This is a genomic window from uncultured Fibrobacter sp., assembly GCF_937877005.1.
Taxonomy (GTDB): Bacteria; Fibrobacterota; Fibrobacteria; order Fibrobacterales; family Fibrobacteraceae; genus Fibrobacter.
In genome coordinates, this window is record NZ_CALEFV010000019.1 from 24,060 (window position 1) to 37,562 (window position 13,503).

The 13,503-nt window shown below is 51.2% G+C and carries 11 protein-coding genes; 2 read left to right on the forward strand and 9 right to left on the reverse strand.

Going from position 1 to position 13,503, the window contains the following annotated elements; all coding sequences use genetic code 11:
• The first annotated feature begins 181 nt into the window (after positions 1–181).
• Both Q0628_RS00975 and Q0628_RS00980 read left to right on the forward strand, forming a co-directional pair.
• On the forward strand, positions 182–1,192 hold the full coding sequence (locus Q0628_RS00975) for a hypothetical protein (protein WP_298767669.1): 1,011 nt from the start codon (positions 182–184) through the stop codon (positions 1,190–1,192).
• Between the two features lie 11 nt (positions 1,193–1,203).
• Positions 1,204–2,016 (forward strand): hypothetical protein, encoded by an 813-nt coding sequence (locus tag Q0628_RS00980; protein WP_298767671.1) that lies wholly within the window; start codon positions 1,204–1,206, stop codon positions 2,014–2,016.
• A gap of 19 nt (positions 2,017–2,035) precedes the next feature.
• On the opposite strand, the gene Q0628_RS00985 is transcribed toward Q0628_RS00980, so the two are convergent.
• From Q0628_RS00985 to Q0628_RS01025, 9 genes are all read right to left on the reverse strand, one after another.
• On the reverse strand, positions 2,036–3,541 hold the full coding sequence (locus Q0628_RS00985; protein ID WP_298767673.1) for a DEAD/DEAH box helicase: 1,506 nt from the start codon (positions 3,539–3,541) through the stop codon (positions 2,036–2,038).
• A gap of 29 nt (positions 3,542–3,570) precedes the next feature.
• A complete protein-coding gene (locus tag Q0628_RS00990) occupies positions 3,571–4,650 on the reverse strand; it encodes a tetratricopeptide repeat protein (protein WP_298767675.1) in 1,080 nt (359 codons plus the stop codon).
• A 133-nt stretch (positions 4,651–4,783) separates the two neighbouring features.
• Positions 4,784–5,431 (reverse strand): energy transducer TonB, encoded by a 648-nt coding sequence (locus Q0628_RS00995; RefSeq protein WP_298767677.1) that lies wholly within the window; start codon positions 5,429–5,431, stop codon positions 4,784–4,786.
• 54 nt (positions 5,432–5,485) lie between these two features.
• Positions 5,486–5,890, reverse strand: coding sequence for a biopolymer transporter ExbD (locus Q0628_RS01000; RefSeq protein WP_072798016.1), 405 nt, complete (start codon positions 5,888–5,890; stop codon positions 5,486–5,488).
• Positions 5,891–5,944: 54 nt separating this feature from the next.
• The gene (locus Q0628_RS01005; RefSeq protein ID WP_073056660.1) at positions 5,945–6,628 is read right to left on the reverse strand and encodes a MotA/TolQ/ExbB proton channel family protein; all 684 of its coding nucleotides are present in this window, start codon (positions 6,626–6,628) and stop codon (positions 5,945–5,947) included.
• 48 nt (positions 6,629–6,676) lie between these two features.
• Entirely contained in the window at positions 6,677–8,272 is a 1,596-nt protein-coding gene (locus tag Q0628_RS01010) for a MotA/TolQ/ExbB proton channel family protein (protein ID WP_298767680.1), read from the reverse strand.
• A 68-nt stretch (positions 8,273–8,340) separates the two neighbouring features.
• Positions 8,341–9,138, reverse strand: a complete 798-nt coding sequence (locus Q0628_RS01015) for a DUF3450 family protein (protein WP_298767682.1) — start codon at positions 9,136–9,138, stop codon at positions 8,341–8,343.
• Positions 9,139–9,258: 120 nt separating this feature from the next.
• Positions 9,259–10,857 carry a hypothetical protein gene (locus Q0628_RS01020; protein ID WP_298767684.1) on the reverse strand — a complete coding sequence of 533 codons (1,599 nt, stop codon included), beginning with the start codon at positions 10,855–10,857 and terminating at the stop codon, positions 9,259–9,261.
• 43 nt (positions 10,858–10,900) lie between these two features.
• Positions 10,901–13,402, reverse strand: coding sequence for a TonB-dependent siderophore receptor (locus Q0628_RS01025; RefSeq protein WP_298767686.1), 2,502 nt, complete (start codon positions 13,400–13,402; stop codon positions 10,901–10,903).
• Between the last annotated feature and the right edge of the window lie 101 nt (positions 13,403–13,503).

The following is a 13,503-nucleotide window of genomic DNA, read 5'->3' on the forward strand; positions in this document are numbered from 1 at the left end:
TTCATCGTAAGCCTATCTCTTTATAGCCCGAAACAAGAAAAGTACCGCATACCTTTCTCCCAATATCAAAATAATTAAAATTTCTTTACAACGAACAAATTTTAGACAATTTTCTCCTTTTGACGATTTTTTACTTATTTTTACAAAGGGAAGCCTTATTTTGGGAGTATTTCGTAATACCATGACGACGATACAGAAGTTATTGACCATCGCAAGCCTTGCTGCAGTGGCCGTGTTTGCACAAGCACAGCCCGCCGATTCCGCAAGTGCCGCCATTGATTCTTCGCAGACAGCCGTTTCGGACCAGACAAGTGTACCAGCCGATTCAGCGACATCGAACGCTACGACTTCAGATACGACAGCAGCAATCCAGGATTCAATCGCTACCGATTCCACAGTCGCCGCAGCCGCCGATTCCGCCGCACCCAAGAAGCCGCGGAACAAGATTACCTACGAAGAATACCTCGCAAAAACAAAGCGCAACGCCAAGAAACGCTCCAAGACGCTTCACCACGGCCTCACACTCGCCGACGCCTCTTACAACGACAAGAGCTACGGTCACATGCACCATGACGTCGACTGGGGAACGGGAATTGGCATGTACTACTTCTACAGGCGCTATTTCGGCAACTACCTGGGCATTCAGGGAAGAGCGGGCGCCCTTTACAGGTATTCCCGCTGGAACTTTGACTACAGCTCCACCGACGGAAAGACTGATGCCGGCGAAAAATACACACTAGTCCATAACATTGATCGCAAATACCACAACTTCGCCCTCGACATGCCACTCACAGGCAAATTCGGCTACCACATCAAAGGAACCACAACTTACTTGTATACAGGTCTTACCCTTGGTCTCACTAAACCCATTTACGAAATGGTCGATACCGAAAACAGACTCTATTTATACACTAAGGACAAGAAGCTCCAAAAGGAACTTGAGCTGATCGAAGCCGAAGGCAAGAACCCCTTCCCGGTTTACGAAAGTCACCAAACCAAGAAATTCTTCTATATGGACGACTGGGAATTCAACAGCTGGATTGGTCTCGGCATTGAAAGCAGGCTTGTTTCTATCGAATTCCAGATGTTCGCCATCGGTGGAACATCGCAGAATACCAACCACCGATACAACCACATCGGTCACGACAGCCACCCGACCTGGCGCGTATTCCTGGACTTTAGCATTAGGTAGAGAGGTTCATCATGTACCAGAAATTTATGTTGAAATCAGCTATCGTAACGCTTTTCGCCCTGGCTTCTTTCCAGTTGATGGCCTGCGGCGACAACCCCATGGATGTGGAAAACGAGAAGCAACCCACCGTTTCGTTTGATCTAGACGCAACATTTGACTCTCTCGACGCACAGCGCGCAAATGTCGACAACTACACTTGCTACCAGGAAACAAAACTATTCGTCAAGGACAGCAAGAAACGCTGCGACAATTTCTTGAATTTGTTCGGAAAGGGCAGCGACACGGACACCGTTCTTGACGTAAAGACCATCATCAAGATGGTCAAGGACGAAGACAACTACGACAACAAGGGTAGGTTCATCGGCAAGAATGAAGACCCGAAAATCAACTACCTGCTTATGAACAAGATGCTGGGCATTACGCTCACCAGCTACAAGCAGACAGTCAAGTCTATCAGCGAAGACGAGGACATTGGTGATCCCGAAATCCGATTCCTAGTCAAGTCCTACATCAACCTAGAGCCGTCCGAATACGACCCGTACTCCGCCATTGCGCTGGACACGCTCGATGTCAAGGAATGGAAAGGCAAGAAGAAGGTTGCAGTCCAGCTGCCCCGCGGCATCGACGCCATTGAAATCTGCCCCATTCTCCGCGACAAGAACGAACACGACGACTATTACGACGACGAGGACCTTCTGGACCAGTCCCTTTGCGTATCCGTCAAAAATCTCGGATGGGTTGCAGAAAACTCGGAGAAGTCTGTTACAAGCGAAGGCGAAAAGGCGAAAATTACTTGGAGCTGGTTCATCTACCAGGCGGATTAACCCGAATTTCCGCTAAATATTAAATGTTTTGCTTTGCAGCGGCTGCCTTGGCAGCCGCTTCGCGCATGCGCTTGCGTGCGCGAGAACCGGGGCGGTTCTTGCCGATAGTCCGGCGACCTTCCTGGTGCATGACATTTCCAAGACTTTCACGATTCGCATTTTGAACGCTTCCGCCATTCTGTGCGGGGCGCTTTTCGTGTTTCTGCTTGTTCTGCGCCTTGGGCGCGGACTGCTGCGGTGCAGAGCCCTGCTGCTCAGGCTTCAAGCCGTTTCGGCTTTCGCGCCTGTCACTATGGCGGGAATCATGCGGATTGCCCCGGCGCGGGAACCCGCGGCCACGGGCATTGCGCATCTCGCTTTCGGGAGTTTCCTTCTGCGGCGGCGGAAGCTTTTCGAAAATCGCCTTGTCGCCTTCGGGGATGCTGATTCGGGTCAGCTTTTCGATAGCGCGCAGGTCCTGTTCTTCATCAGGGGCGCAGAAGGAGATGGCGATGCCGTCCTTGCCTGCGCGGGCCGTGCGTCCGATGCGGTGCACGAAGGTTTCCGGGACATCGGGCAAGTCGTAGTTGAACACGTGCGACACGTCGTCCACATCGATTCCGCGGGCAGCGATATCCGTTGCAACGAGCACGCGGATCTGTTCGCACTTGAAGTTGCCCAAGGCCTCCTGCCTGCGGTTCTGGCTCTTGTTGCCATGAATGGCAGCACACTTGATGCCCGCCTTTTCAAGCACGCGGGTTATCTTGTCGGCGCCATGCTTGGTGCGGCTGAACACAAGCACCTTCTTCATTTCGGGGTGCGCAAGCAACAGTTCCTTAAGAAGAGCCCCCTTGCGGCGCTTGTCGATGCGGTAAAGTTCCTGATGGATGCGTTCAATCGGCGTGCTCTGCGGAGCCACCTCGACCCTCACCGGATTCGGGCGCAGAATGGTTGCGGCAAGCTTCGTGATGTCTTCGGGCATGGTCGCGCTGAAGAACAGATTCTGGCGGTTCTGCGGCAGCAGCGCCACCACCTTGCGGATATCGTGGATGAATCCCATGTCGAGCATGCGGTCAGCTTCGTCGAGCACGAAGAACTCGAGGGCCTTGAGCGAAACCGCCTTCTGATTGATGAGATCGAGCAGGCGACCCGGCGTTGCCACCAAAACGTCTACGCCGCGAATCAAGTTGCGTTTCTGGCTGACATCGCTAACGCCACCGAAAATGCATGCCGTCGAAATCGCCGTAAACTGGGCATACTGCTTGAAGCATTCCTCCACCTGAATAGCGAGTTCGCGAGTCGGGAGTAAGATGAGTGCACGGCACGTCTTGGGAGCACGGAACTTCCCTGAATCAAGCAGGCGTTGCAGAATCGGGAGCGCAAAAGCAGCCGTCTTGCCCGTTCCTGTCTGAGCGATTCCCAACAGGTCCTTGCCTTCCAAGAGGCTTGGGATAGACCGTTCCTGAATCGGTGTTGGAGTTTCATAGCCAACGGCACGAACCGCTCGCTGCAGGGGATTTGCCAAGGGAAGTTCTGAAAATAGCATATTGGGGGCAAATCTAGAAAAAACTTGCGCTACTTTCTCTCAAACTCTAGAATGTCGGCCTGCAAGGTGACATCGTCCGGGAAGTAGCCCAGGGCGGCACGCAGCAAGCGCAAGGCTTCGTCATCGCGCTTTTGAGCATGGGCATCGTAGGCCATGTTCTTGTAGCCGAAAACGGCTTCGGCGTTACCCTGCTTTGCGGCAAGCTCGTAGGCGGATTCGGCGCGGTCGAGGAATTTGGCGTCGTAAGCTAGGTTCCCGAGGAAGATGGCGGCATCGCTAAAGTCGGGCTTGATTTGAGTGAGATTGTTGAGCACATCCATCGCCACGAAGGGTTTGTTGTCTTCGGCGAGAACATCGGCGAGTTTGTACATGGTCGCCGGATCATCAGGACGAACTCCCAATGCTTCGCGGTAGGCGGCAGCACTTTCTTCGTACTGTTTGTTCAGACGGTAAACATCACCCAGGTAAACCAAGAAGTCGATTTCTTCGGGGTGGGCGGCATAGCCTTCGCGGATCACGGCAACGGCGCGTTCAAAATCGTTGAGCGAGATGTTCGCTTCGGAAAGCTGGTACACGATACTGATATCTTCTTTGTCGAGCTGGTACGCCTTTTCAATGGCACGCAAGGCGCCGACCGCGTCGCCGGTTTTACTGTAGGCTTCGCCTAAGTAAAGCCAACCGGAAACATTTTCCGGTTCCAGTTTCAACGCGCGGTGATACGCCGCCACGCATTCCGGATACTGCTTGAGTCTAAAATACACGCTCGCCATGTTGAAGAGTGCTGGCGAAAACGCTCCGTTCGAAAAGTCGATTGCCTTGCGGTAAGTGGCGGCGGCTTCGGGCAACTTTTCTAGCTGGTAATAGCTGTTCGCGATGTTGAAACTGGTCGCGACGGGGTCCGCGCCGCGAGATTCCGCCTTGCGGTAAAGCGTAATGGCCTGCTTGAATTTTCCATCGCGGTAAAGGGCATTCGCACGTTCCATCAAATCATACGCGGACTGCGCTGCGAAAGCAGGTATTGCGAAGAGTAAGGCGACTAGCAAGGAACCGCGGGCAACGAGACTACGAGAATTATAGGCAGTGAGATGCCCACGCAAGCCTCGTCTCAATTCATAAAAAATATTTATCAATTTGAACAAATTCATAAATTCCATTGGATCCTTCGACTACGTCACTTCGTGACTCCGCTCAGGATGACACCATACATTACTTTCCATTCCACATTACACACTACACATCGCATCAGTCCCTAAACTTCACTTCGAACGGTTGTTCCATGCCACAGAAGGGCACCGCCTTGCCCGCCTTTTCTGCAGGGCTAAACGTCATGCGCCCAAGAGCCTCTCGACCGGCCTGCGCAAGGCCAGAGCCTGCAGGCGATTCTTCAAGGACCTTGATGTCGTACGCCTTGCCGCTGACATCGACGCAAAAACTGAGTCGGAGCGTCGCATCGATTTCGTTGTCGCGAATCTTGGGCGGCACCTGGAAATTCGCCATGCTGCGGCTTTCGGGTTTCTTGTCCACATCGCCTTTATCGGTTGAAAGCGCGCCGCCACGGAAATCGGCCACCAAGTCGCGGCTGACGGCTGCGCCACCGTTACCTGAGGCAGCCCCCAAGTTCATCGCAAAGCGCGGACCCGCCTTGGGCGAGCGGGAATTCGACTTCATGCGATTCGGCTTGCGTGCGGGCTTTTTCTTTTCCACCTTTTTCTCGACTTCGTCTACTTTCTTGATTGCGATTTCGGTCTTGTTGTATTTCTTTTCGTGAAACACCTTGCCGCTCAAGAACAAGTTGGCCATCGTCACCGAGAACACGAGAAGCATACTCGCGAGAACCGCCGCGAGCAAAATGCTAAAACGCTTAAATAATTTCTTTAACAATCTTAACATTACAAAGTCCTAGATCCTTCGACGCGCTACGCTTGCTCAGGATGACACTACGTGTCACTCCGCCTGAGCCGCGATCGAGACCTTTTTTACTCCAGCCAAGTTGCACATGTCAATCACCTGCACCAACACGCCCGTTTCAGCCCCCTTGTCGGCAATCACCACCGCCTCGCGATCCGGAGCCTTTGCAAGCGACTGCTTCAAGATATCCTGCAAGCTCGCAAGATCTACTTGGCGTTCATTCATGTGAATCGTGCCTTCGCGGGTAATGGCAATCAGCAAGTTCTCTTTTTCGAGCTGGCTTGCAGACTGTGCCTGCGGCTTAGTCACGTCGACACCCGTTTCACGCGTAAACGAAGACGTCACCACAAAGAAAATGAGCAAGATGAACACGATATCCATCAGCGGGCCCATTTCGATGCCCATGTCTTTTTGCTTTCTTCTCGGTAAGTTGAATTCCATAATAAATCCTTCGTCCTTGGATTGCTTCGTCGCTTCGCGCCTCGCAATGACGTATTAGCCTTCAGCCTTTTCCACAAAATAGTTTTCAATCACAGTCGCGCCGAGTTCCATCTTCTGGCGCAAAATTTCAACACGTTCATCCAGGCGCTGTTTCAAGAGCGTAAGCGGGAATGCGACAAGCAAGCCACTCTGCGTTGAGATTAACGCTTCAGAAATTCCATCGGCCATGAGCACCGGGTTCTGGTTTCCGTAAAGCGTAATCACTTCGAAGGTCGAGACCATGCCCGTCACGGTTCCAAGGAGTCCCAGGAGCGGTGCTGCCGAGGCCATCACCGACACAATGTGGTTTCCTTGCTCCATGTAGCGTACCGTCTTGGCGAGGCGCACTTGCATATAGTCGCGGAATCCTTCGGGATTTTCCTTTGCCACATCAATCGCATAGCTCAATTCGCGACCCAAAAGTCCGCCACGCTTGCGGAGCCTGCGTAATGCCTTCTCGACGCTCGGGGGTTCGGCATTCTTTTCGTATTCTTCGTTACCGCCGTTCAAGTCAAGACGCATGCGCTTGATGACCCTGTGGATGTCGGCACGGAAGAAGTCACTCCCGATACGGAACCAGCTCGAAAACAGGAAGTAGAATCCGATAACGCCTGCCAAGAGAATCGGGAGCATGACCACGCCACCCGCCTGGTAAGTGTTCTGCAGAGATTCCAGGAATATGTAATGCGTATTGCTCATAGATTGCTTCGCTCGCAATGACGTTTATTGTTTCGTCCGCAATGACGTTTAATCCTTCTTCCCGAAAATTCTGTTCAACAGCGAGGTACTCTGCACATACATTTCGCTCGTAACCTTTTCAATCTTTTCGCTCAAAAGGCCATGCAAAATCATCACCGGAATGGCAATCACAAGGCCCGTTTCCGTAGTCACCAAGGCTTCGGAAATACCGCCAGCCAAAACGCGGGCGTCGTTCGTACCGACTTCGGTAATCACGGTAAAGAGCGTAATGATACCGGTCACCGTTCCGAGCAAGCCAAGCAGCGGGGCAATCGCCCCCATGGCAGCCAAGAGGCCCATGCGGCGTTCCAATTTCGGCTGTTCACGCAACATCGCTTCTTGCAGCGAGCGTTCGGCATCTTCACGCTTGTCGCGGGCGCGGTTCAGCACCGCAAAAAGCACCAGCGAAAGGCTCGTTTCCTTTTTCAGGCAAAGGTTTGCGGCATCTTCGTAGCGGGATTCCTTCACGAGTGCATTCAACTTTTTGAGGAAGCGGCGGCCCAAATGTCCGCGAAAAGTCAGCACCAAGAAACGTTCCAGGCAAAGGAGCAACGCAAAAATCGCCACCAACATGAGCGGGTACATCACGATGCCGCCCTTCTTGAAGAACTCCTTGAACTTTTCGGTCATCGTGAGTTCCTTGGTGTCGGTAATCGCATTCTTGATGGCCTTATTCTGGAGCACATCCAGCGGAATCACGACCGTCGGCGTCGCATTTTCGCCAGCGGAACCGGCCTGCACCACGGCCTGCTTCACGTTTCCGGCCATTTCGGGCGGGAGCGTCGCATTCCATTCGAACACCTTGCCCTGCAAGGCGCCAGAGCGCAGCAATGCCTGCACGTCACCGTTATCTTGTGCGACTTCGCCGAGAAACACGGTACCCAGGCGCAAGCGGTTCACGTTCACATCGGGGCGGCTCCCCACCTGCGAAGTTTCGCGGCCATAGAACTGCGTATAAGTTAGTTCATGGCGAATCAGCAAATCGTCCATGTAGCTCTGCACCGCACCAATCGTATTCGGCGTCGCCTTTTCGGCTTCGTTAGAGGCTTGCTTCAGGCGAATCAGGCGACCGTTCATGCCCACCGGGTAATCGCCCATGGCATCGCCAAGCGTCTTGTCAATCGAAAGTTTCACCTGCGTATTCAACGCATCGTAGGCAGATTCTTCGGACTGCGCACGCTCTTCGGCTTCTTCGGTCAGGCTCTTGCTTGCCGCCACTTCTTCGCTCACGCGGCCAAGATCGGTCGAGAGCTTGGAATAGCGGGCATCCAGTTCGCGCGAGGCGGCCTGATGTTCTTCGGTCAACTGGGATTCGGCATAACGCTTGCGCCAGTGTTCGGCTTCAAGCTTTTCAAGTGAATCCGCCTTCTGCAGGCGAATGCGGGTCAAAGTTTCTACTTCGCGCTGCAAGTTGCGAACTTCTTCAGTCTGCAGGGAATCCTTGATTCGTGCCTGGTCTTCGGCAGAAGCCTTGCTTTCGCCCGAGCCAGACCACGGCCATGCAAAAGCGGAGGAGGCCGAGAGGAAAAGGATTGACGCAAACAAAAATGCTCTAGATCCTTCGACTGCGCCCTGACGGGCTTCTCCACAAAGTGGATAACTCAACTTTAGAACTAAAGTTCTTAGTTTCGTATAGCTCAGGATGACACCATTACACATTTTCACATTAAACATTATCTTTCACCCCCCACCACAGAAAGGCTTACGGGCAGCTTCACGACCTGAGGCGGCTTTTTCGCCTGCTTCACGTCGAGCGCGAGCTTTACCGCAGCACGTTCTTCCAAATTCAAGTCTTCGTTCCATTCGTAAACAATCTTGCCGTCCACCATCTTGCGAACAAGTACGCCGAATACGGTACCGTTATCGTCGCTGTAAACCATCCACTGGTTACCAATGCGCAGAATCGCCGCATTAATGAGTTCGCCGTCTTTACGGGTCAGCGGGCTGTTGATGATTGCCACTTCATCGCCGAACTTGGTTTCTTCGGCAACGAGCGACTTGAGGCGAGAAAAGGCTTCTTCTTCGCTCGCGTTACCGCTTTCGATATCGCGGGTAAGCGATTTGACGCGGTCAAGCCTGCTTTCGCGTTCCCACGGGAGCGTCTGCGCGACTTGCGCCTCTAAACGCTTGCTAATGCCAGCGAGTTCTTCGCGCAGGGCCTTGCGCTTGGCGGCTACATTGTCGCTCTTGTTTTTGGCGCGGGCCTGCTTGCCACGCTCTGTCTGGAGTTCGGCGGCCACGTTCTTGATTTTCGCATTCAAGGTATCGATTTCGCTACGACGGCGTTCCGTGTCGGCCTTGTAGCGGGCCTGCAGAGTCTTGTAGCGAGAATCGTCCGCCTTGAGCATCGAATCGGTCGAGGCAATCTGGCGGTTCAATTTCTGGATTTCAGAATTCAGCTTGTCTTTTTCGAGCTTCAAGTCGCGAATTTCAGCATCGCGGTCGGCAAACGCCACCCCCGAAAGAGTCATTATCAAAAAAGTAATAGGCAATAATTTCATTTTCTTCATAATAATTTCGCAATTGATTGGATATCAAAATATATAATTAGAACACTTGAACATGTAAACAATGTCACTCGGATCAATAATTTATTCACATTCCATTAGACCATCACGCTCCTTACACCAGTTTTCGCAGGCCGGCAATTTTGAACGGGAATAGCGGCATATATTCTGGACCTGCTTAAGAATAATACTGGACTTCTGCTCTTCAAGGTAATAGCGACTCACAAATGCGGACAGGCACTGCTCATAGGAAAAATCCCAATTCCGATCAGCGCACCAGTTCCACAGGTAATCCTTGCAACTATTTTCTTCTTTAGACACAATACATTGCTGATACATGCCGTAACAATCGGCAATCTTGTTGTTTTCAAAATTACTGGCGACACAGTAACGTTTCAATCCATCGGCATAAGCCTCGGATTTATCCTTTTCGCTAATGGAATCGGGCAAGAATAGCGACCATTTCGTAGTATCGAGCATCATGGCGGCCTTGACATTTGACGGATAGCAGGTTTTGAGATTTCGGTTAAAAATCGAATCCCTGTAATATTCGATAGCATGTTCATTAGCCGCAAGCAATCCATATAGATCTATTTCTTCAGCAGGCATTCCTGAGCAGGCCACATCCTGATAAAGGCGACATCCGCGGGTTTCCCAGCTTTTATCATCCATTCCGCCCGTATAGTCACAATTAGACCATGCAATATGATCCATACTCACGCCATCGCCGACAATGGTCAAGCTAATCCTCGTTTTCGCCATTCCGCTAAACACGCCTATGCCATTTTCGATATTGGATTCTGGAATAATGCGCGAATCGTTCACGGATTCCTTCACCTTGTCTATATAATCAATATAGGCAGCATCCGTCGCATAAAAATCCACAGAGATATCCCCCAACGGCATCATCATGTTCATTAGGTAAAGCGTATCGAGCACATTGAAACCTGCCACCCAGCGATTCATCGTATATCCAAGATTCTGCATTCTTTCTAGAGGGTCATGCATAGAAATACCCCTATACCCCAACGAATCTTCTTCCATCAATCCCGAAAGCATATCATTGAAAGTCGTCTTTACCGACTCTCCATTGTTGATATCATAATTCAATACCGAAACCACTCCGCGGACAGTCTTGTCATAGTCCATGGCGCATTTCACGAATTCCATGTCCATCGGGAATTCCAGAAATTTTATCTTAAATTTCTTTGCAGCATCGTATTCCGTCCATTCATACGATCCATCCTGCAAAGGAACATTCAGTCCCTTGACCCTCACTGGATTCGGAATATTCGCCACCGCCTTGAATTTGGACTGCACCCTGTTACCCAAGCTATCCCATTCAAAATAGGCCTGCATCGTATATGACTCACCAGAAATACCCCAAAAGTTTCCACTACGGAAGCAATTCGGCCTGGAACCGTCCGAATAGAGGCTTATCGTCGTATCTACTTCACGGTCGACCCTATTCCCATAGAGAAAGCGTCCATTCACCGTGACCAGGGCACTGTCATAGAAAGCGAACCTTTCTGCCGAAGATTCATCCAATTCATAGACTTTCGAAAAACAGATGTTCGCCTCGTCATCGGCAAGGATATAACCATAGGTATAGATACCCGTATAAATATCCCGCTCTTCGGGATAATACTCCCATGGTCCATGAAAATCGCACGCTGCAAGCAAAAAAGCCCCCAGTAGCGTACATGACACAAAAGTTCTCTTTCGACTAGAAGTAGTACTCATAATTCAGCATGATTGGCAAAAAGGGAAACTGCGAAATAGAAGTCTTCTCTGGCGGGTTCTTACTGGTATCATAGAATGTGTAGAACATGTTGTCGTGATCAGTCAAATTGATTATTGTCCAGCTGAAATTCCACTTATTCTCGCGACCGATATCGATTGCCTTGACATCAACTCTAAAATAATCGGTCTGTCGGCCCGCATTGCGGCTACCCGGTATGACCACGATATCATCGGTAAATTCCTGGCGCCCGATTTCCTGAGACACATAGTAACCCTTGTATTCATTAATTGGCATGCCCGCCGAATATTTCAACATTAGGGACGACCGGAAATAGCGACCTTTCTTCTCGTGTTTCCAGAGAGCATTTTCGTCGCCCTTCCAGTTGATTCCCGCATCAAATTTGATTGCATAGGGCTGGTGCCAGCTTGGGAAATACGCCTTGGTTCCATCATTGGTTTTCGCGACGCTAATGCTCTGGCTCCAGTTGATGCCACCAAACCACCAACCTTTATCTTTGCGCAGCGAAAGTTCGTAACCAAAAGAATAGCCTTCCGCAGTTCCGAATTGATCCGCTAGAACCATGTCATTCGACGTAGCCTCGTCATTGGTATCGAGTTGCGTCACGAATGTATTCAGGTTACTTTGCGTCTTGTAGTATACACCTACGGTCGCATCGTAATCTTCCATGATCCCACGCTGGCTATATTCGGCAGCAAATAGCCACGAAGAGGCAGGATCAATATGGCGGCCAGTCGTCGTTGTCGTTGCCGGATAATAAAATTCATTCAGGGTTTCTTGGTCGGTATAGACCAACGCATTCAGATACTGCAGATAGTACCCCCCGTAAAACTCAATAGTCCTGGTATCGTCCAGATTCACAGTCAGCGAGGCACGAGGTTCGACACCGAAATGTTCCGCCGCGGTCTGATAGTTAAAACGCAAGCCATATTGCAACAGGTAATCAGGAGCAAACTTCCAGGCATCCTGCACATATCCCACATGGTGAAACGGTTTCTGGATATCAGCAGCACTGATTGTCGCCATCTGCTCCTGATACCTTTCGTAGTCATACTCAAGTTCATAGCCCATTGTGATAGTATGATTCGAAATACCTCGGTAGCTCAGCCACTGCTTTCCGCTAAAAGTGTAAAGAAACATTTCAATCGACATAAGATCGCTAATCTTCATCGTCTGATAGAACTCGCTGAAAGCCAAGGTGGCATTGTATTCCCAGTCACCATTTATGCGGTGCATGATATTAATCGGAATTGCAACATTACCCCAATCCATATAGAGGGGGTCGAAACTCAATCGGTCCTTACCCACGTAGAAACTAAACTTCATACGCGTATCCTGCGTAAAGTTGTACATGAAGGTACCCTGCACGTCCGTAAATTCGTAATCTAGCGCAAGGTCGATAATATCGAGGGCATTCATCAAATCCAGCATGTAGCCGATGTAGGTGGTTCGACCCGCCACCACCCAGCGGGCAGGGCCCTGATGGCCTTCGGTGTGGAGCTGGGCCGCAAAGGTGCTGATCTTGATGCTCGACTTGCTGAACCATTCGTCAACGGCATCCTGACCACCTGCGCGGCCATCCATCTTGAGCACCGAACTCAGACGGTTACCGTACTGCGCCGGGAATCCGCTCTTGTAGAATTGCACGTCATCGATGCCTTCGACCAGGAAAGTGCTGAACAGCCCAAAGAAATGCACCGGCGAATAAACGACCGCGTTGTCGAACAGGAACAGGTTCTGGTCGGCAGCGCCCCCGCGCACGTAAATCTTGGAACTGAAATCGGAACTCGCGACCACGCCCGGGAGCGCCTGGATGCTCTTGATGACATCGGCTTCGGCAAGGCCTGGCATGCGCTTGATGGACTTCGCGGACACCACGGATTCGCCGGGTTTACGCTTGGGGCGCTTACGCAACTGCACCACGACCTTCTTGAGCTCGGTGACCTTCTCGTTGCCGCCCGCAGCAAGGAGAGCATCGACGTCGACGTCTTTATTCGCGGAATCTTGTGCCAAAGTATCTTTTGCAAGCGAGTCGGGACGTTGCGGGGCGTCCCCACCCCCGCTAGAAGGGGTAGCGGATGCCGTGTCAGCGGCAGCAGCGAGGGGAAGGCCTTCCCCTTCTACTATAGAATCGGGTTCTGCAAAAGCCTCGCCCAGTGCCTGTGAGAAACTGCGTTCTGCGCCAACGTACTTGAGTTCGTAGCATTTTTCTTTTTCGGCACCCGCTGTGTCCGAATTCGTGACGCACACATTCCAAAGGGTATCTTCGGGGAGCACCACGCTGAAAGGGGTGCCAACAGTTGTCTGCAAGGCTTCGCCCGATTCGAGAATTTCAACATTCAGTTTCTCGCCCGCGGCAAAAGAGGAATCCTGTACGATTCCGTTAAAAGTAATTCCTTGGGGTGCAAGCGAATCGGGCACAGGTTCTTGTGCCACGGCGGCTACACTGAACATAGCCAGTAACAAAGCAAAAATTTCAATATAGCGTCTCAAAAAAATTCTCGCATTCAAATTAAAAATAGCAAATAGGAATACCTATTTGCTGTTGTAACACTATAAGGAGCAAA